Raw genomic sequence first — 25,333 nt, 5'->3', positions numbered from 1 at the left:
TTGTGGCTCGGCGGCGCGGTCGACTTCGGCCAGCAGTACGTGAATGGCCGCCAGACGGGCTTCCATTTCCGCACCAACGGCATCAGCGTGGGCGGCGACTACCGCCTGAGCGAGCTGGCCACCATCGGCGCCGGCGCCGGCTTCAGCCATGACCGCAGCGACGTGGGGCAGAACGGCAGCAAGAGCAGCGCCGACAGCGCCGTGGCGGCCGTGTATGGCAGCCTGCGTCCGAGCAAGGGCGTCTTCCTCGACGGCGTGCTCGGCTACGGCACCCTGCAGTACGACGCCACGCGCTACCTGACGGATGGCAGCGGTTATGCGACGGGCGAGCGCGACGGCAAGCAGGTGTTCGGCGCGCTCGTCGGCGGTATCGAGATGCGCCATGAAACGTGGATGTGGTCGCCGTATGGCCGCGTGGAACTGATGTCGGCCAAGCTCGATCCGTACACGGAGAAGGCGCCGGGCATCAACGCCCTGAGCTACTTCAAGCAGACGGTGCGTTCGCGCATCGGCGCGCTGGGCGTGCGCGCCGAGGGCCTGTATGTGGGCGGCCTGGGCACGTGGTTCCCGCGTGCGCGTCTCGAGTACCGTCACCAGTTCCAGGGCGCCGACGATGCGCGCCTGGCGTATGCCGACCTGGCGGCAGACGGTCCCGTGTACGTGATCCGCACCTTGCCGCAGCAGACGGGCAACTGGACGGCGGGCCTGGGCGTGAAGCTGTTGCTGTCGAACGGCATGACCCTGACGCTGGACTACAACAGCAATCTGAACATGGATAGCGGGCGCAGCCAGTCGGTGATGTTCGGCATCGCCATGCCGCTCAGGTAATCGGGCGGCGCGGGCAACCGCGCAGGCCAGACCTCATCGCCGGACCGGGAAAGACTCCCGCTCCGGCGATTTTTTTTGCCGCGCTCACGTGGCTGGCACCGCCGCCACGTTCATCGCTGCCACCACTTGCAGCAAGGTATCGCCAAAGCCGCCCCTCGCCTTCGCATTGCGGCGGGCGCTGGTCGTCACGCGTGGCGCGGCGCTCCAGGCGATATGCGCGCCGCATGCCTGCAAGGCCGCCACCAGCGCCACGTCCTCGCTGCAGGCCAGGGGCGCGAAGCCGCCGGCGCGCAGGTAGGCGCTGGCGCACACGCCGAGATTGGCGCCGTGGATATGCCGGTGGCCATCGGCGTCCGTATATGTGTGTTTGAAGTGCGCGCGCAGGGCGTCCGCGTTGCCGGCATGCGGCGACCAGTCGTCGACGGCCACCGTGCCGCAGACGGCATCGGCCTGCAGTGCCAGCTGGGTACTGAGCCAGGACGGCGAGACGCGCGTATCGGCGTCCGTAAACGCCAGCCAGCGCGCCCCCCTTTGCAGCAGCAGCGCGGCGCCGGCGGCGCGCGCGGCGCCCACGTTGCGCGCATTGACGGCGATGCAGTCGAGGCGCCAGCGCAGATCCGCCTGCATGGCGTGCTTCAGCACGATACGCTGCGACTTGTCGCTGCAGGCATCGAGGACGATGAGGATGCTGACGGCTTCCCCCAGCAGCAACGGCCAGGTGGCGGCGGCGCGCAGCGCTTCCAGGCAGGCGTCGAGGCAGTCTTCCTCGTCATGCACGGGGACCACGACGCCGATCATGCGAAGCCCTCGCGCTGCGCCACCGAGCGCGCATCGTTCGACCAGATGCCGAGCAAAAAGTCGGTTTCCTCGTGGCGCAGCAGGCGGTGCAGGCCGGGCGCATCCTGGAAGGCCGCATGCACGCGCACGGTGGACTGGATACGCTGCGCAAACGGCGCGCGCCAGTGGCAGGCGACGATGCTGCCGCCCGGCGCCAGGCCGGCGATGCTGTGCTCGACCACGCGCGAAAGCTCCTCGGGCGACAGATAGTAGGCGATCTCGCTGATGACGATCAGGTCGAACTTGTCGCCGCCCGGCAGGATGCGCGGCCAGTCCTGCGGCAGCCGGTGGCGCGCGAAGCTGACGTTGCCGCCGTGACCCGAGTCCTCCAGCCTGCGCTGCGCCAGCTGCAATGCTTGCGCGGACAAGTCGGCGGCCAGTACGCGCTCGCAGCGCCGCGCCAACGCCACGGTCAGCTCGCCGTTGCCGCAGCCCGGCTCATAGGCGTGGCGATAGCGTTGCTGCGGCAGGCTGGCCAGCAGCAGCGCGCGCTTGCGTTCCTCGTACCAGCGCTGGCGCACCAGCCACGGGTCGGCATCGTGCCGGTACATCTGTTCGAAATAGGCGCCGCGCTGGTCGTCCGGGGGGCTGGAGGCGTTCATAGAAAATACACCTCACGCGCATGCAGCAAGCGTTGCAGGGCGTCGCCGCCGACGATGGCGGGCCGGCCCGTCGACGCATCGGGCAGCATCTGGCTGGCAAAGCAGCGCAGGGCGGCGCGCTTGCGTTGCAGGATGGCGTCCGGCAGCGGCAGCAGGCGCGCGCGGTGCCAGGGCACGCGCGCGTCGCCCGGCGCGGCCCAGTGCCAGCCCCAGACGGGCATTTCCACCAGGGTGGCACCGCTGGACGAGCACGCCGCGGCGCAAGCCCGGCCGCAGGCCTCGTGGTCCGGGTGGCCGTCCAGGCGCCACGTCGTGAAGACGATGTCGCCCGGGCGCAGATGCGATGCCAGCGTGGCGCTCAAGTGCGGCGCCATGTCGGCCACGCCGCCGTCGGGCAGGCGCAGGCGCAGCCAGGCGGGGTCGGCCAGTCCGAGCGCCTGCAGCGCCTGCGCCGATTCCTGCGGACGCACCTGGCGCAATCGTTGTTGCGGCCACAGCGGCGAATCCGGGTGGCTGGCGTCGCCGTCCGTGACGGCCACCAGCAGCAGCGCGCTGCCTTGCGCCGCCAGCAGTTGCAGCAGGCCGCCGCAGGCGAGGATTTCATCGTCGGGGTGCGGCGCGACGATGACGGCGCGTCCCCCCGGCGGCACCAGCTCGCCCGCGCCGATGGCGGGCAGGGTGGACCATCCGGGCCACGCCTGCCATGACTGGTCCGGCGTGCCGCGGCCTTCGATGCGGCGTTCCTGCGGGGCGGTAGCGGCTTGCATGTCAGAGCGTCCAGGGATGCTCTTCGGCGCCGGCGACGATGCCGCCCAGCACGGCCTGGTCGCGTTCCGCGTGGCTTTGGCGCAGGAACACGGGCAGGTCGGCCGCCAGGCGCGCGAACTGCGCATCGCGGCACAGGGGGCCGGCGCCCAGCGCGCGCGTGGCCAGGTGCATGACGAGGGTCGCGGCGTCTTCCACCGCCAGGCGCAGGCGCAGGGCCAGGCCCATGGCGTCGCGCTGCGGATGCCGGTCGATGTCGGCGGCGCCTTCGCGCAACAGGGCCGCGGCGGCATGCAGCGCGCAGTCGATACGGCCCAGCTGCGCCAGGCGGATCGGGTCGGGCGCGGCGTGTTGCGCGCGCGCATGCAGGTGGCTGGCGATGGCGCAGGCGGCGCCATACCAGGCGGCCGCGATGCCGGCGCCGCCGTGCCAGAAGCCGGGGCGCTCCAGGTAGGCACCGGGCGCGCCCACGGGAAAGGCGCGCGCGGCGGAAAAGGTCACGTCGACGCTGTTGCAGGCGGCCATGCCGACCGCCTGCCAGCCTTCATCCGTGACGTGCACGCCCGGTTGCGCCAGGGCGACGGAGGCGAGGCAAGCCTGGCCTTGCTCGTTCCAGCAACTGACCAGGGCATGGCTGAGGCCACTTGCCCCGGAACACCAGGCCTTGCGCCCATCGAGCACATAGCGGCCATCGGCCGTTTGCTGCAGCCTGACGCGCGCGCCCGGCATTTCCGCGCACCAGACGCCCCAGCTGCTGCCGGCCGGCGCGCCGGGACCGTCGATCTCGGCCAGGATGGCCAGCGCGTCCGTATGGCCTTCGTACAGTTTGAGCAAGCTCAAGTCGATGGCGGCGACGGCGGCCAGCGCCTGCCAGCGCTGCAGGGTGGCGCCGTGGCCGGGCAGCGGCAGCCGGTCGAGTCCCGCGTCGAGCAGGCTTCGCAAGTTGTCGATGGGAAGTGTGCCGGTGGCTGGCGCAGGCAGCGCGGCGGCAAGGGCGGCGTGGCTGAAACCTTGGCTGGACGGTGGGGTAAAGGCGATGGACGACATGGCGAGCTCCTGTTTTTTCCACAGGATAGCCTTGTATTTTTGCAATGTATGTTCGATTCTGCACATAGGCGATCGAACAGGCGCAAGTGCAGGGCCGGGCGGCCCTGCGGCATATCAAACGGCTATTTCAAGCGTTTATTTTTTAACGTAGTGCATGTCGAGCACATACTTGCCATCTTTCTGCATCACCGTGAACAAGTCGTTGCCGCGCAAGGCCAGGCCGCCCGGGACGCTTTGCGCCGCTTGCGTGCCCTGGTCCCAAATACAGGACTCGCCATTTTCCACATCCACGCACCATTGTTGCTGGTTAAACCGCAGGACATATTTCACGCCAGCACCGGTTACCTGGAATGTGTACGCTGGCACCGATGAGGTGATCTTGTCGATATGCAAGGTCGATGCCGGGCCATCTTGCGACAGCTGAACCTGGATGTCGGCCGCGCCGTCCGGCTTGCCGGTAATCTTTGCGCTCATGTTCTCTGTCGCCACCACGGCTCCGGAACAATCGGCCTTGAAGTAAGTTTCGCCGTAGGGCGTCAGTTCCAGTGCGCCGCTGCCATCGCCCTTGAACGCGATGACGAGGGACTGGCGGTCGTGATCGTCGCAGGCCGATTGCCAGGTGCCCACGTAGGCGGCCAGTGGCGACGTGGCGGGAACGCCCGCATCGCCGCTACCGCCGCCACCGCCGCAGCCCGCCAATAGTGTGGTGCTCGACGTCAACAATACTGCCCATATTTTTTTCATGCGTAATCCTTTTAGTCCGGCAAGCCTGCGTGCCGAGAGCGCGGCAATATTATAGGCAAGCGGGCGCACGCCAATTCTCACCGAATGTAGTAGAAGGTTGATTTAAATCAATATTTCTTTCATGTCGGCATGCCACCGCACACACTGTGTGTCGCGGCAGGCGCGTCCGGCCGGCTGCGTCTGCCGGCGTCCGCTGCGTCGCCCGCCGCATCCGGCGAGAGCAGGTGCCGCTTGTCGCCTGCAGGTGCCGGAACGCTGCTTGCGTCATGGCGGGGAGCGCTGCGGCATCGACGAGGCACGGGCGCGAATGGCCGGCATGCACGCGGCACCAGGCTGGCTGGCCCAGGTCCAGCATGTATGGCAGGCCAGTGCCGGTGACGTGCGTCGTATGCGCGAGGGGGAGGGACGGGGCTTGTCGCTGCGCATGGTGTTCGCGGCGACAGTGGAACCGGGCTTGAGCTGCTTCTGCCGTACCGGGCATAGGCGGCAGCGATTGGCGGACATGTCTTGCGTGGCGTGCGGGCTATCCGCGCCATCATATGAAGTATTGACTGCGGTAATTCTTGCAGTGTTTCGATTGGAAACGCACGCAAAACCGCCTGCGCGCCGCGCCGTCCCGCAAATGCCACATTGTTGCGGGACGGCGCGGCGCAGTCAGCTTAAAACTCTTCCCAGTCGTCGCCGGCCGGCGCCTTGGCTGGCGCGCGTTCCGCCGCTGGCGGCTTGGCGGCGGCCAGGCGTTTGGCCGGCGCGGGCGCCTTCGCGGCCGGAGCGGCGCGCGGCGTGCCGGCCGCCGTCGTTGCCGCCGGCGCGGCCTGGTGCAGCTGTTCGCCCAGCTTGAAGACGCTGACCACGTCGGCCAGGTGGCTGGCCTGGTCTTGCAGGCTTTCGGCGGCCGCTGCCGCTTCCTCAACGAGGGCCGCGTTCTGCTGCGTCACGCCATCCATTTGCGCCAGCGCCTGGTTGACCTGGGCGATGCCGTCGCTTTGCTCGGTGGTGGCGACGCTGATGTCGGCCATAATGGCGGTGACCTTGCGCACGCTGTCGACCACTTGCTCCATGGTCGCGCCCGCTTCGTCGACGAGCTTGCTGCCGGCTGCCACCTTGCCCACGGAATCGTCAATCAGCAGCTTGATTTCCTTGGCCGCGGCGGCGGAGCGCTGCGCCAGGTTACGCACTTCCGTGGCGACGACGGCGAAGCCGCGTCCCTGTTCGCCCGCGCGCGCCGCTTCCACGGCCGCGTTCAGGGCGAGGATGTTGGTCTGGAAGGCGATGCCGTCGATCACGCTGATGATGTCGACGATCTTGTTCGACGAGTCATTGATCGACGTCATGGTCGCGATGACCTTGCCGACCACTTCGCCGCTCTTTTGCGCCACGCTGGAGGCGGACGCTGCCAATTGGTTGGCCTGGCGCGCATGGTCGGCGTTTTCCTTCACGGTCCCCGTCAGTTCCTCCACCGAGGCAGCCGTTTCTTCCAGCGAGCTGGCCTGCTGTTCCGTGCGGGCCGACAGGTCGTTATTGCCTTGCGCAATTTCCGCGCTGGCGCGCGCCACATTGTCGGCGCTGGCTTGCACCTGCAGCAGCACGGCGTGGATTTTTTCCACGAACTGGTTGAAGCCCTTGCCGATGACGGCCAGCTCGTCGGTGCCCTTGACTTCCAGCTTGACGCGCAGGTCGGCGTCGCCGCTGGACAGGTCCGTCATGGTGCGGCCCAGAGTGCGCAGCGGGCGCGTCAGCTGGTTGACGACGAGGATCAGGATGCCGGCCGTGGTCGCCGCGCACAGCAGGGCGACGATCAGGGTGTAGGTCATCAGTTCGCGCGCCGAGGCGGTGGCCACGCTTTTCGGGAAGCTCAGCTGCACGCTCCACGGCGCGATATCGGGGTGGATCTGCAGCGGCTGCAGCAGGTGGATGTAGCCGTTGCCATCCTCGTATTCGTAGGGCTGGCCCTGGCGCACTTTGTCCAGGCCGGCGGCCGGCACGTCGTCGGCCTTCTTGCCCAGGCGTTCAGGCACGGGGTGGCTCGCGTACAGGCCGCCGTTCGAGATCAGGGCCAGCTTGCCGCCCTCGATGACCTTCAGGTCGGCGAGGATCTTCGCCAGGCGCGTCAGCATGAAGTCGGCGCTGGCAGTGCCCTTGAAGCTGCCATCGATCATGATCGGCGCCACCAGCGAAGCCATCAGCACATTCTTGCCGTCGACGGGGTAGATGTACGGTTCCGTGAAAAACGTCTTGCCGGTGCGCTTGGGCACGTCATACCAGTCGTTGGCGCCCGGTTTCGGGTCGAAGACGATGGGTTCGACTTGCAGCTTGCCGCCGGCGCCCCGCGTCCAGTAGGGCATGAAGCGGCCGCTGGCGTCATAGTTCGGCTTCTGGTTGGCGAATTCCGCATCCTTGCCGTCGAGCGCGTTCGGCTCCCACGTCACGGCCGAACCGAGCAAGTCTTCCGAACTCGACAGCGTGGCCTTGGTCAGTTCATTGATCTGCTCGCGCTGCATGGGCAGGTTGGCGCTTTTCGTGCCGCGCATGGCGCCGGCCAGGCTGGAGACGCTCGACAGGTTGCTGGCGATGCGCGCCTGCAGCGCGCCCGACACTTCGCGCGCCGACGTGCGGGCCAGCTCCAGGGCGGCCGCCTCGGCGCTGGCGCTGCTCTTGTAGCCGATCACGGCTGCCGTGACGCCCAGGCTGAGGATGGCCAGCGCGGTGGCCGCGACGCAGATTTTGCTGTTGAGAGATAGTTGCATGATGGCTATTCCTTGGTGAGGAGGGAAATCGGTGTCATGGGCAACGCGGGTGGCGCGCCTAGAAAGTCTTGCTGACGGCCACCACGAAGGTGGACGCCGCGGGGTTCGAGGTGTCGAACCGGCCCGCCGCATTCGGCACGCCCAGCGTGTAATGGTCGTAGGCATCGGTGGCGCCCCAGGCGCGCGTCCAGGCGCCGCTCACGCTCCAGCCGCCGTCGAAGGCGCGCGTGATGCCCACCTTGGCGTCGCGCCAGTTCCACATGGCGTTGCCCGTGCCTGCCACCCGGCCATTGCCGGCGTGCAGGTTCAGGGTCAGGCTGTTGCCCAGGTCGACATTCGCGCCGACGTCCAGGTAGCCCGTGCCGCGCGCATTGCTGATGCCGAAGAAATCCGGCGTGACCGTGCGGTTGTACTTGGCATACAGCATCTGGTAGCTGAGGCCCAGCGACAGTTCGCCATAGTCGTACTTGACGCCCGTGGCGCGATACACGGCGCCCGGATACTTGTAGTAATACGCGAGCACGCTGTAGCCCAGCTCGCCCACGGTGCCGCTGTAGCCGCCGTACAGGTCCCATTCGACGCGGGCGTCCTGGATATAGCGGTCGCTGACGGTGGACGCCCAGGTGCCCAGCGACCAGCCGCTGGGGTGGACATAGTCGGCGCCCGCCTGCAGGGCCGGCTTGCCCCAGGTCTGGCGAAAGCCGCGCGAAATGTATTGCGAGGCGAGGCTGGCGTTGGCGCTGAAGCTGGCGGCCGTGGTGACGGCCTCGTCGGCTGGCGCCGATTGTGCTTGCGCGGGCAGGGCCGCCAGCGCGAACGCGGCGCAGCCCAGCAGGGATGTGGTCAGGGATGGCATGGTTGATCGCATGTCAGTCGGCTCCGTATTTGCTGGCAGCGGCCGTTGTGGCGCGCCACCTTGGTGGTTGCAGCAACAATGCAGCAAAGATGCGGAATGGACTTGGTTGTGGCAGGACGGTGTTGCAGTGGCGCATATCGGCAGGCCGGCAGGGGGCCGCGCCAACATGCACACATTCTCACCAAACGTAACTGAAAGGATAGGGGGTATGACTAGTGCAAGTCAATAATGTTGCGCTGCGGAAATCGTAAGTTGTTGTTTAGTGGCACTTTTTCATGCGCTTGTCACAATTCGGGCCGGCCCCGCTGCGCCGCCGCTTGCAGGGCGGCCAGCAACGCGGGCAGGGCGCCAAGCAAGCCATCGATGTCCGCCGCCGGCAGCGTCGCCTGCGCCTCGACCTTGCCCGAGGGCTGGCCCCACAGCACTTGCGCGCTCAGCTGGGCGCCGCTGTCCAGTCCGGAGACGCTGACCAGCAGCGCCACTTCTTCCGGCTGGTCGTCTGGCACGCCGTCGCGCAGGCAGGAAATGCCGAAGTGATACTCCTGGAAGGTGCTGGCCGTGCCGCTGGAAAAGGCGAAGACGGAGGCGAGCACCTGCGGCGCGCCGGCCGTGACCTGCGGCAGCGCTGCGCGGAAGCGGGGCAGCAAGTCGTTTTCCAGCTGGACGACCAGCGGATGGGTGTGGCTGATGACGGTCATGGCGGAGATCTGTATGGCGCTGGGGCGCGGGCCGCCATTATAGGATTGAAGCGGCGATGCTGCGCGTGGTAAAAATCACTCGGTAGCATTGCGTAGTAAAACTAGATGTATTGACAGGAAAACGTGCAAAAGCTCAGGAAAATGACCTGACGCACTGCAGCATGGCTAGCTGGGGGCGGCGATGCCATCCGCCTCGGGCCCCGCTGTCGGCAGGGGCGCGTTGATGCCGGTGTCGTCGATCAGGCGCCGGCTTGGTGCGCGCCGTGTCGCGCAGGCTGCCGCGCTGGCGAGGATGGCGATGGGTGCTGGCAGGCCGTAGCCCATCCCGTGCTCAAGCGCAAGGCGAGCAGGATGGAGCTATCGGTGGCATTGCGGTGGTGCTGTAGCAGCGGACTGCAAAGGGATGATGGGAGCGGGAACTGCGGCAGCTATTAACGGCTCAGGCCACTCATCCAGCTTGGCTGCGGGTTGGCGCGCGCCAGTTCGCGCATGCGGTATTCCAGGTCGTAGCGGTCGGTCGATTCGGCCAGGTAGGCTTCTTCATAGGCGCGTTCGCGGCGGTCGCTGCCTTGCGTCAGCCAGGCGCCGAGGCGTTTGGCGGCGTGCGTCAGGGTGGCGATGATATTGTTGTTTTGCGTCGTGTGATAGGTAAATGCGGTAGACATGGCAGACTCCTTGTGTGGCGTGCCGCGTTGTGCTGCACTGCAATATAAGTATACCAATTCCAAGATATAAGGCTACTTTTGATTTCAAATAACGGCTATTCATTTTTAGAATAACGGCGGGGAAAGCTGCGCTTTATGGGGCTTTCGGGCATAATGCGGGCGCTGTATCGTAGTTTTACTACAAGGCTGTTATTGCCCGAATGTTGTTTTTATACGCGCTCCGCAAGCACGCTGCCTCCTAAAACAATGTTCCGGCGAGAAACGGTCGGCCGTGCGCCTGCCGCGCGCGAGTTGCGCCATGCCTGCCTCGTATTGCTGATGGCAGTCATAGCCTGCGCTGATGTCTGGCGCGTGCTCTGGCGTGGACTCTTGTGCGTCCCGGTGCTGCCCGGATGGAACCGCTTCCATGCCTGGCAAGACAAAACTTGGATTTGAAAATGGAGAAGGTATGGAATACGTAAAGCAAGGCCAGGGCGTCCAGTCCGCACAGGCCGGCACGCAAAACAATACAGGCGCCCTGATCATTGTCACGGTGCTGTTTTTCATGTGGGGGTTGCTGACATCGCTCAATGATGTGCTGATTCCCCATTTGCGCTCGATCTACACCCTGACCTATGTGCAGGCGATGCTGGTGCAATTCTGCTTCTTTGGCGCTTACGCCATCGTTTCCTTGCCGGCAGGCATGCTGATCAAGCGCATCGGCTACCAGAACGGCGTCGTCACGGGCCTGCTGATCGCCGCCGCCGGCTGCGCCATGTTTTACCCGGCCTCGACAGGCAGCTATGCGCTGTTCCTGCTGGCCTTCTTCATCCTGGCGGCCGGCATCACCGTGTTGCAGGTGGCCGCCAATCCGTATGTGACGGAACTGGGCGACCCGCAGACGGCGTCGAGCCGGCTGACGCTGACGCAGGCGTTCAACGCGCTGGGTACCACGGTGGCGCCGGCCCTGGGCGGCATGCTGATCCTGTCGGGCACGATCCTCACGGTGCAGCAGTTCGATCTGCTGCCGGCCGTCGAGCAACTGGCCTACCGCGCCAAGGAAGCGGCCGCCGTGCAGGGGCCGTACCTGGTGCTGGCCGCCACGCTGGTGATCCTGGCCGTGCTGTTCGCGCTGGCAAAATTGCCGAAGATTTCGCATGCGGACGATGCCGCCAGCCTGGCGCAGGACGGCCAGAAGGTGTCGATCTGGTCGCACCGCCGCCTGGTGCTGGGCGCGCTGGCCATCTTCCTGTACGTGGGCGGCGAAGTGAGCATCGGCAGTTTCCTCATCAACTTCCTGGGCGAGAGCCATATCGCTGGCCTCAGCCATGCCGACGCCGCGTATTTCGTCAGCTATTACTGGGGCGGCGCCATGCTGGGCCGTTTCGTCGGTTTCGCCGTGATGCGCTATGTCAGCCCGGGCAAGACCCTGGCCTTCAATGCCGCCATCGTCATCGCGCTGATCCTCGTCGCCGTCTTCTCCAGTGGTCACACGGCCATGTGGTCGCTGATCGCCGTCGGCCTGTTCAACTCCATCATGTTCCCCACCATCTTCAGCATGGCGCTGAACAAGCTGGGCGCGCAGACGGGCCAGGGTTCGGGCATCCTGTGCATGGCCATCGTCGGCGGCGCCATCGTGCCGTTCATCCAGGGCTTCCTGGCCGATTCGATCAGCCTGCAGCTGTCCTTCATCGTGCCGGCCCTGTGTTACACGTTCATTTTGTACTTCGGCTGGAAATATGCCGGCATGTACAACGAGGACGCGGCCGGCAAATAAGCGCCGCGCAGCAGTAATAGAAAGGGTGGCCTCGGCCACCCTTTTTTGCGTCAATGTGCGAACTTCGTGCCCAGCACGTCCTGGCACACTGCGAGCCAGGCGCGCGCCGCGTGCGACAGATAGCGCCCGCTCCAGATGTGCGCCACCTGCCAGGCCAGGTCCGGCTCGACGATGCGCACGGCTTCCAGCGGTTCGCCGGCCAGGCGGTGGATGAACGGTTCCGGCAGCAGCGCCACGCCCAGGCCGGCCGAGGCCATCGCCACCAGCCAGTCCCACTGGCCGCTCTGGGCGGCAATGCGCGGTTCGAAGCCCGCCTGCGCGAAATGCTGGCGCAGGCTGCGCGTGAGGGCGAACTCATCTTTCAAGAGCACCAGCGGCAGCTCGGCCAGCGCCTTGAACGGCAGTGTCGTGCGCTGTTTCTGGAAGGTGCCCGGCTCGGCCAGGGCCCAGATCGGGTAGCTGGCGATGGCCACCGCCACGAGGTCGAGTTCCGGGTCGGCTGGCAGCACCGTCATGCCGATTTCCAGCTCGCCGACCGCCACCTTGCGTTCGATCTGCTGGCCCGTGTCTTCCTGCAGGGTCAGGCTGATATGCGGATGGCGCGCGCGGAAAGCCTTTAAAACAGGCGTGAACAGGACATTGATCATGGGCGGGATGCCGACCGTCAGGCTGCCGCGCTGCAAGGCCTGCGTGTCGCGCACTTCCAGCGTCAGCTGGCGCATATTGGCCAGCATTTCCTGGCCATGCTGGTAGACGATGCGGCCCGTGTCCGTCAGGGTCAGCTTGCGCCCGTCGCGCACCAGCAGCTGGGCGCCGACTTCATCTTCGAGCTGGCGCACCATCTTGCTGATGGTGGACTGGGTCAGGTGCAGCGATTCGGCCGCCTGCGTAAAGCTCGACAGGCGCACGGTTTCCACGAAATAGCGCAGGGAACGGATATCCAAGATGGGGCTCGCCTCGGCGCGGCATGAAAATATCGACTGGATGTGACGAAATTAATTCATGCCATGCATGTGGCCGGGATTTTATACTGAATCCCACTTATGGGGTTGGTGTATGACAGCCATCCAGTTTGAGAATATTAAGAATATCAGGAGCATCACGATGTACGAGGACCGTATCCGCCACCCAGGCTTGCTCGGTAAAATCATGAGCGCCGATGAGGCAGCCAAGTTGTTCCATAACGGCATGCGTGTCGGCATGAGCGGTTTTACCCGTGCCGGCGACGCCAAGGCCCTGCCGCGCGCACTGGCCGAGCGTGCCCTGCAAGACCCGCTGTCCTTGACCCTGATCACGGGCGCCTCGCTGGGCAACGGCAGCGACGGCCTGATGGCGACAGCGGGCGTGCTGGCGCGCCGCATGCCGTTCCAGGTCGATCCTGTGCTGCGCGGCAAGATCAACCAGGGCGAAGTCATGTTCATCGACCAGCACCTGTCGGAAACGGCCGAGCAGCTGCGTTCGGGCAACCTGGCCGCCGTCGACATCGCCGTCATCGAGGCGACGGCCATCACGGCCGCCGGCGCCATCATCCCGACCATGTCGGTGGGCAACTCCGCCGCCTTTGCCCAGCAGGCCAGGCAAGTCATCATCGAAATCAACCTGTCCACGCCGCTGGCGCTGGAAGGCTTGCACGACATTTACATTCCGCAAACCTTGCCTGGCCGTGAGCCGATACCGCTCACGCGCGTCGACCAGCGCCTGGGCAGCACGGCCATCGCCATCGACCCGGCCCGCATCGCCGCCATCGTCATCACGGACAGCCCCGACAGCCCGTCGAACGCCTTGCCGCCCGATGCGGAAACGCAGGCGATCGCCGGCCACGTGATCGCCTTCCTGCAAGGCGAAGTGGCGGCTGGCCGCATGGGGCCGGAATTGCTGCCCTTGCAGGCAGGCATCGGCACCATCGCCAACGCCGTGCTGCACGGCCTGATCGGCTCGCCCTTCCGCGACATGACCATGTATTCGGAAGTGCTGCAGGACAGCGCCATCGAGCTGCTCGATTCGGGCCAGCTGGCGTTCGCTTCGGCTTCGTCGATCACCCTGTCGGCCCCCGTGCACCAGAAGCTGATGGAGAATATCGACCACTACCGCTCGAAGATCGTGCTGCGCCCGCAAGAGATCAGCAACCACCCGGAAATCGTGCGCCGTCTGGGCATCATCGCGCTGAATACGGCGCTCGAGTTCGATATCTACGGCAACGTCAATTCCACGCACGTGTGCGGCACGCACATGATGAACGGCATCGGCGGCTCGGGCGACTTCGCGCGCAATGGGCAAGTGTCGATGTTCGTGTCGAAATCGGCGGCGAAGGGCGGACGCATTTCCAGCGTCGTGCCGATGGTATCGCATGTGGACCATACGGAACACGACGTCGACGTGCTGGTGACGGAATGGGGTTATGCGGACTTGCGCGGACTGGCGCCGCGCGAACGGGCGCCGCTGATCATCGAACGCTGCACGCACCCCGATTACCGCGCGCAGCTGCGCGTCTACTACGATGCGGCGTGCCAGCGCGGCGGCCACACGCCGCACCTGCTGGAACAGGCGCTGTCCTGGCATACGCGCTACCAGGAAACGCAGAGCATGCTGGAAGCACCATAAAGTCAGTGCCGCGCGGAGAAAGGCAGGGCAGGGCGGTTCATCACCGCGCCTGCCTTTTTTTCACCTCGGTTTCGATTGTTGCCTTTTCCGGCGCAGCGGTTTGCGCCGGATCAAACGTCAAGGCGCAAAGCGCAGGCTGATGCCTGTCGTGACGACGGCCAGCAAGTCGTCGATATGCGCGTTCATTTCCGGGTGCGGCGTCCACGGGTCGCCCGCATCCATGACGATGCGCAGCGAGACAAGGCCGTGCAGCGCCTGCCAAAAGATCTGCGTCATCGCGTGCAGGGCGCTCTCGTCATTGCGCACCTTGCCCGCTTGCGCCAGTGCGGTGAACAGGTGCAGCGCGTAGGCATACGGGTCCTGTTCGATATTGCCATGCTCCACGAGGGCGGCGTCGACTTCCGCATGCGGGCGCAGTTCCATGAAGATCAGCGAGTATTCGTCCGGATGCTGGAAGCCATACTCGACGTAGGCGCGGCCGACGAGGGCGATGCGCTGCCACGGGTCGTCGCTGCCGGCGCAGGCCGTGCGCATGGCGCGCACCAGTTCCAGCAAGTCCTTGTCCATGGCCTGGGCGATCAGGGTGGCCTTGTCGCGGAACAGCGCATACACGACCGTGGTGGAAAATCCGGCCGCTTCGGCCACCTTGCGGATGGAGACGGCGCGCGCGCCGCCCTTTTTGATGAGATCCTTGACGACGTCGATGATGTGCTCGCGCCGCGCCTGAGCTTCGCGTAACTTTCTTTCCTGAATATTAGTTAACTTCTTGTCCACGACTCTTTCCTGGCGACTCTATGAAAGAAAGAATTATAGGGGGGCGGCCTGGTGCCAATGTGTCAGCCGCTGTTACAAATCAGTTTTTTGTCCGGTAGATGCAACAGCCGGCCGATTTTTCGCGCTTTTGCCCGGCACTTTTCCATCGATGCCCCGGATTGGTGCATGAATCGTCCTGTCAGGCTTTGCGAACGGGGCCAAAGGGCGGAAAATAGCGGGATAGCTTACACTGCGTTTTGCGCAACGGCGTGGCCCACGAGGCAACGCCGGAACACTTACATTTGGACGGGATCTTTACATGACCATTAAAATCAGCCAGAACTTCGACTCGGGCGCCATCGACGTGGTGAGCGCCACCAGTGCCGGCGCCATCGACCTGAACTTGCGCAAGGACAGCCACGCCGACATCCACCAGTGGTTCCATTTCCGCCTGCAGGGCGCGCGTGGCCAGGCATGCACGATGCGTTTCCTGAACGCGGGCCAGGCCACCTATCCGGCCGGCTATGAAGGCTACCAGGCCGTGGCCAGCTACGACAGCGAAAACTGGTTCCGCGTGCCGACGGCGTTCGACGGCCAGGTGATGACGATCACGCACACGCCGGAACTCGACAGCGTGTACTACGCCTACTTCGAGCCGTATTCGTGGGAGCGCCACCTGCGCCTGCTGGGTGAAGTGGCCGAGCATCCGCTGGCGCGCGTGTCCGACCTGGGCAGCACGGTCGACGGCCGCGACATGAACATGGTCACCATCGGCAATCCGCAGGCGGAAAAGAAGATCTGGGTCATCGCGCGCCAGCATCCGGGCGAATCGATGGCCGAATGGTTCGTCGAAGGCCTCATCGACTCGCTGCTGGACGACGCCAACCCGATCGCGCGCAAGCTCTTGCAGCGCGCCGTGTTCCACATCGTGCCGAACATGAACCCGGACGGCTCCATCCGTGGCAACCTGCGCACGAATGCGGCCGGCGCCAACCTGAACCGCGAATGGATGACGCCTACGCTGGAAAACAGCCCGGAAGTGCTGTGCGTGAAAAACAAGATCCACGAAACGGGCGTCGACATGTTCTTCGACATCCATGGCGATGAAGCGCTGCCGTACAACTTCGTGGCCGGCAATGAAATGCTGGAAAACTTCACGCCGGCCCAGGCCGCGCACCAGAAGGCCTTCATCGAGCGCTACAAGCAGGCCAGCCCCGATTTCCAGGACAAGTTCGGCTATGCGCCCAGCAAGTACAAGTCGGACATGCTGACGCTGGCGTCGAAATACATCGGCCACCACTTCCAGTGCCTGGCGCTGACGCTGGAAATGCCGTTCAAGGAAAACGCCGATCTGCCCGATCCGGCCGTCGGCTGGAACGGCGCGCGCAGCGCGGCCCTGGGCGCGGCCATGCTGCAGCCTATCCTGCTGTCGCTGGATTGAACGGCGTTGTTCATGGGTATCGAGATCGAGCGTAAATTCCTGCTTGCCGGCGACGCCTGGCGCGGCCTGGGCCAGCCGGTCCTGCTGCGCCAGGGTTACCTGTCGTCGGCGCGCGAGCGCGTCGTGCGCGTGCGCATCGAAGGCGAACAGGCGATGCTGACCATCAAGGGTGCCAACGTGGGCGCGTCGCGCGGCGAGTGGGAGTATCCGATTCCGCTGGCCGACGCGATCGAGCTGCTCGACGGCCTGTGCGAGCAGCCGCTGATCGAAAAGTACCGACACCGCATCGAACACGCGGGCATGGTGTGGGAAGTCGACGAGTTCCTCGGCGCCAATGCCGGCCTGGTGGTGGCCGAGATCGAACTGGCATCGGAAGACCAGCCGTTCGAGAAGCCCGACTGGATCGGCGCGGAAGTGTCGGGCGACGCGCGTTACTACAACGCAAACCTGATCCGCCACCCGTTTTTACAGTGGTGATGGTGGATTGCTGGACGTGGTAATGAAAAAGGCGAAACCTCGGTTTCGCCTTTTTTTGCATCAGGGGTGTTGTCGGATTACGCCGTACCGGCTAATCCGACCTACGGCCCTCGCCGGTTCCGTAGCAGCGCAGGTCGGATTGGCGTCGTAGGTCGGATTAGCGCGTAGCGCGTAATCCGACAACAGCATTACAGCATCAATGGAAATGCTCGGTGCCCTGCGGCGTATCCTCGGGCATTTCCGCATGCGCCAGCTCGCCCACGGGGTCGGCAAACAGGGGCGCGCCGCAATCGTCGCAATATTCGCCGACGAAACGCTCCGCATGGCGCTTGATCTGCGTCACGCCGGCCGCGTTGAGATGCTCGATAATTTCATCGACGGGCGTCTTTTGCTTGTCCAGCGCGGCGATTCCGACCTGGATCAGGCCTTCGATCGGCGTGCCATCCTCGTCTTCCTGGCCGTACAGGGGCCAGACGATGCCGTAGATGACGTCCGGCGCCTGGCGCAGGGTGAAGGCGATGCGGTACTCGTCCACCTGGCCGTCGGCCGCTTCCTCGCCGAAGCCGGCGATGACGGCGCGCAGTTCCGACGGCTCGATGGCCAGGGTGTGCGTCAGGTAATGCACGGCGGCGCGCACGGAGACGGGGCGTATCAGCTTGTCCGCTTCGCGGCAGGCCACGTAGTACGCTTCCGGCAGCAGCAGTTCCAGACCGCAGCCAGGCAGCAGGCGGGCGATGGTCGGCGTCGCCTGCGTGCGCCATTGTTCCAGGGCGGCGCTACGCTCGGCGATGAAGTCGAGCTGGCTGGCCGGCGTTTGCCAGCGGAACAGCGGTGCGCCAGCAGGGGCCACCACGGCCACCAGCAGGTAGCGCGTGTCGGCCAGGAAGGGCGCCGTTTCCGCCTCCTTGCTTGACGGCTTGACGGCCGTGCCTTTCAGCGCGGCCTGTGCCAGCTTCTGCGTCTTGGCATAGGTCTCGACGTGGCTGCGCGGCAGCTGGTCGATCGAGTACAGGGTGGGCGCCATCGCCATCTTCGTGCCGTCGGCCAGCAGGTGGGCGGCAAAGTGCGCGGACAGCACGCCGTGCGCATCGCCGGCCATGGGGCCGGAGGCGATGGAAAAGCGCGTCCACGCGAGGATGGGCACGGCCACCAGCAGGGCGTCGTAGCGCACGTCCTCGTGCACGATGACGGTCGATTCGCTGACGGCTTCAACGCAGTCCATCAGCACGTCGTAGGCGTTCAAGTCTTCCTTGAACAGGCTGCCCAGGGTGTTGTCGATGGTGTCCTGGTGGCCGGTCTTGAGTAATTTCTGGAGCTGCGTATCCAGGCTGTGTTCCCAGGACCGCTCTTCGAGACGGCTGGCTGCCTGTACGATCGCCTGGGCAAAGGTGACCAGGCGCTGGCTGTCGGCAGTCAGTTTATGGGATGAATCTTTGGAAGGACGACGCATAGCGGGATAAGAGTCTCGGAAAGTGAAAAAAATGGATCAGTCAAACAATGATAAACCCTTATAACCGTATTGTAGAGGATTCGGCCGCACGCAATACGTAAGCTGTCTGTAGATCATGCCAATCGTCGCAATTTCAAGCCGTCACGGGCCTGCCGGCGAAAAAAAAGCGCCGGTCGGAACCGGCGCTTTCATCTTACATCACAGCTGGAGCGATTACTCGGCCAGCAGTTGACGCAGCACGAATGGCAGGATACCGCCGTGCTTGTAGTAATCGACTTCGATCGGCGTATCGATGCGCAGCAGCACTTTCACGTCGACGCTGGTGCCGTCGGCGCGGTGGATCACCAGGGTGGCCAGTTGCTGTGGCTTGATTTCGCCTTCGAGGCCTTTCAGGTCGAAGGTTTCATTGCCGGTGATGCCCAGCGTCTGCACGCTGTCGTCGCCGATGAATTGCAGTGGCAACACGCCCATGCCCACCAGGTTCGAACGGTGGATGCGTTCGAACGAACGGGTGATCACGGCTTTCACGCCCAGCAGCTGGGTGCCCTTGGCTGCCCAGTCGCGCGACGAGCCCGTGCCGTACTCTTCGCCGCCGAAGACCATGGTTGGCGTGCCTTCAGCAACATATTTCATCGCCGCGTCGTAGATCGACATTTCTTCGCCGGAAGGCTGGTGGATCGTGATGCCGCCTTCGACCGCCGAACCGTCTGCCTTGGCAGGGATCATGCGGTTCTTGATGCGCACGTTGGCGAACGTGCCGCGCATCATGATTTCATGGTTGCCGCGACGCGAGCCGTAGGAGTTGAAGTCCGCTTTCAGGACGCCGTTTTCCTTCAGCCACTTGCCTGCAGGACCGTTTTCCTGGATCGAGCCGGCTGGCGAGATGTGGTCGGTGGTGATCGAGTCGCCGAACACGCCCAGTGCGCGCGCGCCTTCGATGCCGGTGGCCACTGCCGCTGGCGTCATCGAGAAGTTGTCGAAGAACGGTGGTTCCGCGATGTAGGTCGATTTCGGCCAGTTGTAGACTTGACCTGACACGGTGGTGACTTTTTCCCACAGCTTGCCTGGCGCGCCCTTGACGTCGGCGTAGTTATCCTTGAACACCTTGGCGTTCATGGCGAACTTCATCATGGCCGACACTTCAGCCGAACTTGGCCAGATGTCGCCCAGGTAGATGTCCTTGCCGCCCTTGCCCTTGCCGACTGGCTCGGTCATCAGGTCGCGCGTCATGTTGCCGGCGATGGCGTAGGCGACGACCAGCGGTGGCGAGGCCAGGAAGTTCGAGCGGATGTTCGGGTGAATGCGCGCTTCGAAGTTGCGGTTGCCCGACAGCACGGCCGAAGCGACGATGTCGTGGGTGGCGATGGCGGCGTTCAGTTCAGGCGTCAGGTCGCCGGCGTTGCCGATGCAGGTGGTGCAGCCGTAGGCGGTGACACCAAAGCCCAGTTTTTCCAGGTAGGGCAGCAGGCCGGCGGCCGTCAGGTACTCGGTGACGACGCGCGAGCCGGGAGCCAGCGAGGTCTTGATGTGCGGAGCGACTTTCAGGCCCGCTTCCACGGCTTTCTTGGCCAGCAGGCCGGCAGCCAGCATCACGCTCGGGTTCGAGGTGTTGGTGCACGAGGTGATCGCGGCGATCAGCACGTCGCCGTTCGACACTTTCACGCCATTCGTCGTTTCGTACACGGCGGCCAGGTCGGCCGGATTCTTGTTGAAGCCGTTTTCGGTCGTCGGCTTGGCGAACAGTTCCGCGAAGTTGGCCTTGACGTTGCCGATTTCGATACGGTCTTGCGGGCGTTTCGGGCCGGCCAGCGACGGAGCGACCGACGCCAGGTTCAGTTCCACCACGCGGGTGTAGTCGATGTCGCCCGCTTTCGGCACGCCGAACAGGTTTTGCGCCTTGAAGTAGCCTTCGAACGCGGCGATTTCAGCCTTGCTGCGGCCGGTGCCCTTGAAGTAATCGATGGTTGCTTCGTCGACTGGGAAGAAGCCCATGGTCGCGCCGTATTCCGGTGCCATGTTGGCGATCGTCGCGCGGTCGGTCAGGGTCAGCGATTCGGTGCCTTCGCCGAAGAATTCGACGAACTTGCCGACGACTTTCTCTTTGCGCAGCAATTCGGTGATGGTCAGTACCAGGTCGGTGGCGGTGCAGCCTTCGCGCAGCGCGCCCGACAGGTTGACGCCGATGACGTCAGGCGTCAGGAAGTAGACCGGTTGGCCCAGCATGCCGGCTTCCGCCTCGATGCCGCCCACGCCCCAGCCGACCACGCCGATGCCGTTGATCATGGTGGTGTGCGAGTCGGTGCCGACCAGGGTGTCGGGGTAGTACACATCGCCGGCTTTCTTGCCTGCGTGGTGCACGCCGCGCGCCAGGTATTCCAGGTTGACCTGGTGGACGATGCCGAAGCCTGGTGGCACGACGCCGAAGGTGTCGAATGCCTGCATGCCCCATTTCATGAACTGGTAACGCTCGTTGTTACGCGAGAATTCCAGTTTCATGTTCAGGTCCAGCGCTTTCTTTTCGCGGTAGTGATCGATGGTCACCGAGTGGTCGACCACCAGGTCGACCGGTACCAGCGGTTCGATCTTCTTGGCGTTGATGCCCATCTTGGCGGCCACGTTGCGCATGGCGGCCAGGTCGGCCAGCAGCGGTACGCCGGTGAAGTCTTGCAGCACGACGCGCGCTACTACGAACGGGATCTCGTCGGTGCGCTCGGCGGTCGGGCCCCAGTTCGCCAATTGCTTGACGTGTTCTTCGGTGACTTTCTTGCCGTCGCAGTTGCGCAGCACCGATTCGAGCACGATGCGAATCGACACCGGCAGGCGGGAGACATTGATGCCCAGGCTTTTTTCCAGCGCAGGCAGGGAATACAGCTTGCCCTTCTTGCTGTCCGAAATATTAAAGTCCTTGAGCGTGTTCAGAGTGTTGCGGGACATGACCTCTCCTTGTTGGGTATCGTCTATTTATTGATTATTCAGGGTACAAAACATGACTGAGCCCCCGAAGAGGCCCTTGCTACGCACATCAGCCGCCGGTTGCCGGCAGCACGCCCAGCGAGGCCGGGGCTTCCACCAATGCCGCCGGCTTGGCTTGCTCCGCATCCTTGCATTCGTTGGCCAGCTGGCGCCCCTGCTTGGAATCGAGCAGCATGCCCTTGGCCGGAATGCCGATCCAGACCAGGCCATACAGGCGGTTTTCGAAGCGGTTGGCGCCGGTGGTGGTGCCGACACGGCTCAGGCGGTGCAGGCGCTTCTTCCAGCGCAGGGCGATGTGTTTGTCATCCGTGGCATTGGTGTAGATGGTAATTTTATTACCAAGTTCACAATTGAAATCGGTGGAGGCGGAGCCTGCGGTGTCCGGCTCGTCGGACTCTTCCTTGTCGATGACCGACATGGCCAGTGGATGCGCTTCCTTGGTGGCAGCTTTTGCCTTGGTGGTCTTGGCCTTGGCCTTGACCACCTTGGCTTTTGCCGGCGCCTTGGCGGTGTCCGTGGCGGCGAAACTGGCTGGCGTCAGCGTGAGGGTCATCGCGCCCAGCGCGACGCTGCAGGCAATTGCTAATTTGGAGATGGACATCGTGTAATTCCTGTCAGTTTTCAGTGGTGCTGGAAGAGGGGGTATTGAGTAATGCCGCGGCCGCCTCGGGCAGGCCCAGGCCCGCCAGTTTGGCGCGTTGCAAAACGGTCCAATAATATCGGTAGCTGGCGCGGTCGTGCAAGCGGCCATTTTGCGCGATCGGGCCCCAGTTGGCGCGCAGCGCCTCATTCAGGATATTGCTCGCCTCGTTGACTTCGGACAGGCGCGGCGTGAAAGCCTTGATGATGGGCTTGATCTGGTCCGGATGGATGCTCCACATGCGCGTATAGCCGAACTCGGCCGTCGCGCGCTGGGCATCGTTGGCCACCACGGCCGAATCGCGCACATCGGTCGTCACGTTATGCGACGGCACCTTGCCATGCGCGTGGCAGGCGGCGGCCACTTCGAGCTTGGCGCGCACCACCAGCGGATGGGTGAACTGGCCCGGCGTGCGCATGGCGGCGGCCGGGATGGCGCCGTAATGGGCGGAGACGAAATCCATGATGCCGAAGGACAGGCATTCGACCTGGGGCAGGGCGGCGATGGCGTAGGCGTCGCGCAGCGCGCCGTGCGTCTCGATCAGTATATGCACGGGCAAGTCGTCGCGGCCGGCGCGGCGCGCGTGCAGGTTGATCAGGTCGATGGCCAGCATGGCGTCCTGCACGCCGCCCACCTTGGGCACGGCGATGTAGGCCAGGCGGGATGCGGCGGCACAGATGAGTTCCACGTCGCGCGCAAAGAACGGGCTGTCGACGTCGTGCACGCGCACGCCGATGCGGTTGAACTGGTTGTCGTCGCTGGCCAGCAGGCCGGCGATCATCTGCGCGTGCGCTTCTTCATTGCCGGCGCTGGCGCCGTCTTCGCAGTCGAACGTGATGTCGAACAGGGGCCCAAGCTCTTGTTGCAAAGCAATCGATTTACGCATCAGCTTTTCAGAGCCGGCGTAGTGGTCGCAAGCGGCGAGCAACAGCGGCTGGCGTTTGCCTTGGAATAAAACCTCGGAAGGGTGCATGCTTAAGGCATTTCTGCAGGTAAAGACTACTTGATAAAACAGCCGCGCCGCGACGTGCGCGGAGCGGCCTGCTTGGCGGGCGGCGCAACATACGCCGCGCCGCCAGGACTGGATTTATGCCAGCAGGTGTTTCACGCCTTCGCGCTCTTCGGTCAGCTCTTTCAGGGTCAGGTTGATGCGCTCTTGCGAGAATGCATCGATTTCCAGACCTTGAACGATGGTGTACTCGCCGTTGTCGGTGGTGACAGGGAAGCCGAACACGGTGCCTTCAGGAATGCCATACGAGCCATCCGAAGGAACGCCCATGGTGGTCCACTTGCCGGCGGTGCCCAGCATCCAGTCATGGATGTGGTCGATGGCGGCGTTCGCTGCCGACGCTGCCGACGACAGGCCGCGCGCTTCGATGATGGCCGCGCCGCGCTTGCCGACGGTAGGCAGGAAGGTGTTGGCGTTCCATTCCTGGTCGTTGATCAGGTCTTTCACAGCCTTGCCGTTCACGGTGGCGAAGCGGTAGTCGGCGTACATCGTTGGCGAGTGGTTGCCCCAGACGGTCAGCTTCTCGATATCTTTCACGGCGGTGCCGGTCTTGGCAGCCACTTGCGACAGGGCGCGGTTGTGGTCCAGGCGCAGCATGGCGGTGAAGTTTTTCGCTGGCAGCGATGGCGCCGATTTCATGGCGATATAGGCGTTGGTGTTGGCAGGGTTGCCGACCACCAGGACTTTCACGTTGCGCGAAGCGACGGCGTCGAGCGCCTTGCCTTGCACCGTGAAGATCTGTGCGTTCGCTTCCAGCAGGTCCTTGCGTTCCATGCCTGGGCCGCGTGGGCGCGCGCCGACCAGTATGGCCACGTCGACGTCCTTGAATGCGGTCAGCGGATCGGAATGGGCGGTCATTTCCGTCAGCAGCGGGAAGGCGCAGTCGTCGATTTCCATCATCACGCCCTTGAGCGCCTTCTGGGCTTTTTCGTCCGGGATTTCAAGCAGTTGCAAGATGACAGGCTGGTCTTTGCCGAGCATGTCGCCATTGGCGATGCGGAACAACAGGGCGTAGCCGATCTGGCCGGCGGCGCCGGTCACTGCAACACGCATTGGGGTTTTAGCCATGATGAATCTCCAAAAATGGGAAAGAAAACGGGCTTGAAGCTGGGCTTACGCTTATCCGGAAAAACTATAATGATACCAAAACCGGCCGGCGCCACCGAATTGCTGGTGTACGCTGCCGTCACGCCTGTGCTGCTCGAGACCAGAGTGGCTGGCCGACAACATAAAACGCTGGCTCACAAGTTTTATCGAGGGCAGTTTAGGCCTCCGATCTCTATCTGTCAATCATATCTTATGTCTTATATAAGACAGATAACTGCGAGTGTTTTACTGGACGCGGGCAGTGATTTGTGTTGAAATGTCGGACTATGAATTCCGCCTCGTCCAATCTGACCAACAATGCCACTGCTGCAAGCGGGGCGGTCAGTCCGACCGCGGGCACCCCGGCCGCGCCTGCTGCCGCACCGGCCGCCAGCGTTTCCACCCCTGTCGCCAGCGTCAATACCACTGCCGTGGTCATGCCTGCGGCGAACGCCTCGCCCACCTTCAGTCCCTTATATCAGCAGATCAAGGCGCTCATCACGCAGAGCCTGCAATCGGGCGAATGGAAGCCGGGCGAGCTGATCCCCAGTGAAGTCGAACTGGCCGGCCGTTTCAAGGTCAGCCAGGGCACGGTGCGCAAGGCCATCGATGAGCTGGCCGCCGAGAACCTCGTCATGCGCCGCCAGGGCAAGGGCACCTTCGTTTCCACCCACCATGAGGCGCGCGCGCATTTCCGCTTCCTGCGCCTGGTGCCGGACGAAGGCGTGCCGCATTATCCAGAAAGCAAGTTTATCGAGGTCAAGCGCGTGCGCGCGCCGGCCGACGTGGCGCGCCTGATGGACCTGAAGTCCGGCGACGCCGTCATCTTCATCAAGCGCGTCCAGTATTTCGACGGCGTGCCGACGATCGTCGAGGAACTGTGGCTGCCGGGCCTGATCTTCAAGGGCCTGACGGCCGAGCGCCTGGTGGAATACAAGGGCCCCATGTATGGCCTGTTTGAAACGGAATTTGGCACGCGCATGATACGTGCGTCCGAGCAGATCCGCGCCGTGTGCGCCGACGCGGGCGCGGCGCAACTGTTGAATATCGACCTCGGCACGCCCTTGCTCAGTTCCGAGCGCGTGTCGTTTACCTACGGCGACAAGCCGGTCGAACTGCGCCGGGGCTTGTACCTGACCAGTCGTCATCATTATCAGAATGAACTCAGCTGAAGCAGCGGGGCGCCCGCGGGCGCCCGCACAAGCGGCAAGGCTGAAGTACATCGCTTGTAAAGTGCGCGCCGCAAGGCGGGCGCTGGAGACAACAGAGTGCGCAGGCAAAGCGTGGCCAGCCCCGGCGGGCTGTGCTTTGCCTGCGATTCTGTAACTAAATTACGTGAACTACGGAAAGTAGCGCGG

The 25,333-nt window shown here is 64.2% G+C and carries 23 protein-coding genes; 6 read left to right on the top strand and 17 right to left on the bottom strand.

What is annotated here, in order from left to right:
* The coding region (locus AC1RDJ_RS25595; protein ID WP_493029108.1) for an autotransporter outer membrane beta-barrel domain-containing protein at window positions 1-828 on the top strand (828 nt) is incomplete at its 5' end.
* A gap of 84 nt (window positions 829-912) precedes the next feature.
* On the opposite strand, the gene AC1RDJ_RS25590 is transcribed toward AC1RDJ_RS25595, so the two are convergent.
* The 10 genes from AC1RDJ_RS25590 to AC1RDJ_RS25545 form a co-directional block, all read right to left on the bottom strand.
* Window positions 913-1,626 carry a glycosyltransferase family 2 protein gene (locus tag AC1RDJ_RS25590; protein ID WP_493029107.1) on the bottom strand — a complete coding sequence of 238 codons (714 nt, stop codon included), beginning with the start codon at window positions 1,624-1,626 and terminating at the stop codon, window positions 913-915.
* On the bottom strand, window positions 1,623-2,267 hold the full coding sequence (locus AC1RDJ_RS25585) for a class I SAM-dependent DNA methyltransferase (protein WP_493029106.1): 645 nt from the start codon (window positions 2,265-2,267) through the stop codon (window positions 1,623-1,625). Before AC1RDJ_RS25585 ends, AC1RDJ_RS25590 begins: the two co-directional genes overlap by 4 nt.
* Entirely contained in the window at window positions 2,264-3,034 is a 771-nt protein-coding gene (locus tag AC1RDJ_RS25580; protein WP_493029104.1) for a PIG-L deacetylase family protein, read from the bottom strand. Before AC1RDJ_RS25580 ends, AC1RDJ_RS25585 begins: the two co-directional genes overlap by 4 nt.
* A gap of 1 nt (window position 3,035) precedes the next feature.
* On the bottom strand, window positions 3,036-4,079 hold the full coding sequence (locus tag AC1RDJ_RS25575) for an acyl-CoA dehydrogenase family protein (RefSeq protein WP_493029103.1): 1,044 nt from the start codon (window positions 4,077-4,079) through the stop codon (window positions 3,036-3,038).
* Window positions 4,080-4,214: 135 nt separating this feature from the next.
* Window positions 4,215-4,892, bottom strand: coding sequence for a hypothetical protein (locus tag AC1RDJ_RS25570; RefSeq protein WP_493029101.1), 678 nt, complete (start codon window positions 4,890-4,892; stop codon window positions 4,215-4,217).
* 590 nt (window positions 4,893-5,482) lie between these two features.
* The gene (locus tag AC1RDJ_RS25565) at window positions 5,483-7,570 is read right to left on the bottom strand and encodes a methyl-accepting chemotaxis protein (protein WP_493029100.1); all 2,088 of its coding nucleotides are present in this window, start codon (window positions 7,568-7,570) and stop codon (window positions 5,483-5,485) included.
* Window positions 7,571-7,628: 58 nt separating this feature from the next.
* A complete protein-coding gene (locus tag AC1RDJ_RS25560; protein ID WP_493029099.1) occupies window positions 7,629-8,426 on the bottom strand; it encodes a TorF family putative porin in 798 nt (265 codons plus the stop codon).
* Window positions 8,427-8,710: 284 nt separating this feature from the next.
* Window positions 8,711-9,124, bottom strand: coding sequence for a hypothetical protein (locus AC1RDJ_RS25555; RefSeq protein WP_493029098.1), 414 nt, complete (start codon window positions 9,122-9,124; stop codon window positions 8,711-8,713).
* Window positions 9,125-9,289: 165 nt separating this feature from the next.
* Window positions 9,290-9,448, bottom strand: a complete 159-nt coding sequence (locus AC1RDJ_RS25550) for a hypothetical protein (protein WP_493029097.1) — start codon at window positions 9,446-9,448, stop codon at window positions 9,290-9,292.
* Window positions 9,449-9,555: 107 nt separating this feature from the next.
* A complete protein-coding gene (locus AC1RDJ_RS25545; protein ID WP_083411673.1) occupies window positions 9,556-9,789 on the bottom strand; it encodes a DUF3563 family protein in 234 nt (77 codons plus the stop codon).
* Window positions 9,790-10,237: 448 nt separating this feature from the next.
* On the opposite strand from AC1RDJ_RS25545, the gene fucP reads away from it, so the two are divergent.
* Window positions 10,238-11,545 carry an L-fucose:H+ symporter permease gene (gene fucP / locus AC1RDJ_RS25540; RefSeq protein ID WP_493029096.1) on the top strand — a complete coding sequence of 436 codons (1,308 nt, stop codon included), beginning with the start codon at window positions 10,238-10,240 and terminating at the stop codon, window positions 11,543-11,545.
* Window positions 11,546-11,595: 50 nt separating this feature from the next.
* Here the strand turns inward: fucP and AC1RDJ_RS25535 are convergent, their stop codons facing one another.
* Window positions 11,596-12,489: a LysR substrate-binding domain-containing protein gene (locus tag AC1RDJ_RS25535; protein WP_493029095.1), complete on the bottom strand. Its 894-nt coding sequence runs from the start codon at window positions 12,487-12,489 to the stop codon at window positions 11,596-11,598.
* A 160-nt stretch (window positions 12,490-12,649) separates the two neighbouring features.
* On the opposite strand from AC1RDJ_RS25535, the gene scpC reads away from it, so the two are divergent.
* Window positions 12,650-14,146, top strand: a complete 1,497-nt coding sequence (gene scpC, locus AC1RDJ_RS25530; RefSeq protein WP_493029094.1) for a succinyl-CoA:acetate CoA-transferase ScpC — start codon at window positions 12,650-12,652, stop codon at window positions 14,144-14,146.
* Between the two features lie 117 nt (window positions 14,147-14,263).
* Here the strand turns inward: scpC and AC1RDJ_RS25525 are convergent, their stop codons facing one another.
* Entirely contained in the window at window positions 14,264-14,920 is a 657-nt protein-coding gene (locus AC1RDJ_RS25525) for a TetR/AcrR family transcriptional regulator (protein ID WP_493029093.1), read from the bottom strand.
* Between the two features lie 298 nt (window positions 14,921-15,218).
* Between AC1RDJ_RS25525 and AC1RDJ_RS25520 the strand changes: the two genes are divergently transcribed.
* Both AC1RDJ_RS25520 and AC1RDJ_RS25515 read left to right on the top strand, forming a co-directional pair.
* Window positions 15,219-16,340: a M14 family metallopeptidase gene (locus AC1RDJ_RS25520; protein WP_493029092.1), complete on the top strand. Its 1,122-nt coding sequence runs from the start codon at window positions 15,219-15,221 to the stop codon at window positions 16,338-16,340.
* 12 nt (window positions 16,341-16,352) lie between these two features.
* Window positions 16,353-16,817 carry a CYTH domain-containing protein gene (locus AC1RDJ_RS25515; protein ID WP_493029091.1) on the top strand — a complete coding sequence of 155 codons (465 nt, stop codon included), beginning with the start codon at window positions 16,353-16,355 and terminating at the stop codon, window positions 16,815-16,817.
* 196 nt (window positions 16,818-17,013) lie between these two features.
* Here the strand turns inward: AC1RDJ_RS25515 and AC1RDJ_RS25510 are convergent, their stop codons facing one another.
* The 5 genes from AC1RDJ_RS25510 to AC1RDJ_RS25490 form a co-directional block, all read right to left on the bottom strand.
* Window positions 17,014-18,267, bottom strand: coding sequence for a DUF2863 family protein (locus AC1RDJ_RS25510; protein ID WP_071322668.1), 1,254 nt, complete (start codon window positions 18,265-18,267; stop codon window positions 17,014-17,016).
* A gap of 213 nt (window positions 18,268-18,480) precedes the next feature.
* Window positions 18,481-21,201: an aconitate hydratase AcnA gene (acnA, locus tag AC1RDJ_RS25505; protein WP_071322669.1), complete on the bottom strand. Its 2,721-nt coding sequence runs from the start codon at window positions 21,199-21,201 to the stop codon at window positions 18,481-18,483.
* Between the two features lie 88 nt (window positions 21,202-21,289).
* Window positions 21,290-21,841: a hypothetical protein gene (locus tag AC1RDJ_RS25500; protein ID WP_493029089.1), complete on the bottom strand. Its 552-nt coding sequence runs from the start codon at window positions 21,839-21,841 to the stop codon at window positions 21,290-21,292.
* A gap of 13 nt (window positions 21,842-21,854) precedes the next feature.
* Entirely contained in the window at window positions 21,855-22,853 is a 999-nt protein-coding gene (locus AC1RDJ_RS25495) for an HpcH/HpaI aldolase/citrate lyase family protein (RefSeq protein WP_071322671.1), read from the bottom strand.
* A gap of 114 nt (window positions 22,854-22,967) precedes the next feature.
* A complete protein-coding gene (locus AC1RDJ_RS25490) occupies window positions 22,968-23,957 on the bottom strand; it encodes a malate dehydrogenase (RefSeq protein WP_493029088.1) in 990 nt (329 codons plus the stop codon).
* Between the two features lie 305 nt (window positions 23,958-24,262).
* Here AC1RDJ_RS25490 and AC1RDJ_RS25485 point away from each other — a divergent pair, with 305 nt between their 5' ends.
* Window positions 24,263-25,147, top strand: coding sequence for a GntR family transcriptional regulator (locus AC1RDJ_RS25485; protein WP_493029087.1), 885 nt, complete (start codon window positions 24,263-24,265; stop codon window positions 25,145-25,147).
* The last annotated feature ends 186 nt before the right edge of the window (window positions 25,148-25,333 follow it).

Source organism: Janthinobacterium sp. GW822-FHT07H10 (genome assembly GCF_058798675.1).
Note: the sequence above shows the minus strand (reverse complement) of the source record. Positions and strands in the feature narration are given on the sequence as shown.

Coding starts and splice junctions, on each gene's coding strand:
- AC1RDJ_RS25590 (WP_493029107.1), bottom strand. CDS start 1,626: ATGATCGGCGTCGTGGTCCCCGTGCATGACGAGGAAGACTGCCTCGAC.
- AC1RDJ_RS25585 (WP_493029106.1), bottom strand. CDS start 2,267: ATGAACGCCTCCAGCCCCCCGGACGACCAGCGCGGCGCCTATTTCGAA.
- AC1RDJ_RS25580 (WP_493029104.1), bottom strand. CDS start 3,034: ATGCAAGCCGCTACCGCCCCGCAGGAACGCCGCATCGAAGGCCGCGGC.
- AC1RDJ_RS25575 (WP_493029103.1), bottom strand. CDS start 4,079: ATGTCGTCCATCGCCTTTACCCCACCGTCCAGCCAAGGTTTCAGCCAC.
- AC1RDJ_RS25565 (WP_493029100.1), bottom strand. CDS start 7,570: ATGCAACTATCTCTCAACAGCAAAATCTGCGTCGCGGCCACCGCGCTG.
- AC1RDJ_RS25560 (WP_493029099.1), bottom strand. CDS start 8,426: ATGCCATCCCTGACCACATCCCTGCTGGGCTGCGCCGCGTTCGCGCTG.
- AC1RDJ_RS25555 (WP_493029098.1), bottom strand. CDS start 9,124: ATGACCGTCATCAGCCACACCCATCCGCTGGTCGTCCAGCTGGAAAAC.
- AC1RDJ_RS25550 (WP_493029097.1), bottom strand. CDS start 9,448: ATGGGCTACGGCCTGCCAGCACCCATCGCCATCCTCGCCAGCGCGGCA.
- AC1RDJ_RS25545 (WP_083411673.1), bottom strand. CDS start 9,789: ATGTCTACCGCATTTACCTATCACACGACGCAAAACAACAATATCATC.
- fucP (WP_493029096.1), top strand. CDS start 10,238: ATGGAATACGTAAAGCAAGGCCAGGGCGTCCAGTCCGCACAGGCCGGC.
- scpC (WP_493029094.1), top strand. CDS start 12,650: ATGTACGAGGACCGTATCCGCCACCCAGGCTTGCTCGGTAAAATCATG.
- AC1RDJ_RS25520 (WP_493029092.1), top strand. CDS start 15,219: ATGACCATTAAAATCAGCCAGAACTTCGACTCGGGCGCCATCGACGTG.
- AC1RDJ_RS25515 (WP_493029091.1), top strand. CDS start 16,353: ATGGGTATCGAGATCGAGCGTAAATTCCTGCTTGCCGGCGACGCCTGG.
- AC1RDJ_RS25510 (WP_071322668.1), bottom strand. CDS start 18,267: ATGCGTCGTCCTTCCAAAGATTCATCCCATAAACTGACTGCCGACAGC.
- acnA (WP_071322669.1), bottom strand. CDS start 21,201: ATGTCCCGCAACACTCTGAACACGCTCAAGGACTTTAATATTTCGGAC.
- AC1RDJ_RS25500 (WP_493029089.1), bottom strand. CDS start 21,841: ATGTCCATCTCCAAATTAGCAATTGCCTGCAGCGTCGCGCTGGGCGCG.
- AC1RDJ_RS25495 (WP_071322671.1), bottom strand. CDS start 22,853: ATGCACCCTTCCGAGGTTTTATTCCAAGGCAAACGCCAGCCGCTGTTG.
- AC1RDJ_RS25490 (WP_493029088.1), bottom strand. CDS start 23,957: ATGGCTAAAACCCCAATGCGTGTTGCAGTGACCGGCGCCGCCGGCCAG.
- AC1RDJ_RS25485 (WP_493029087.1), top strand. CDS start 24,263: ATGAATTCCGCCTCGTCCAATCTGACCAACAATGCCACTGCTGCAAGC.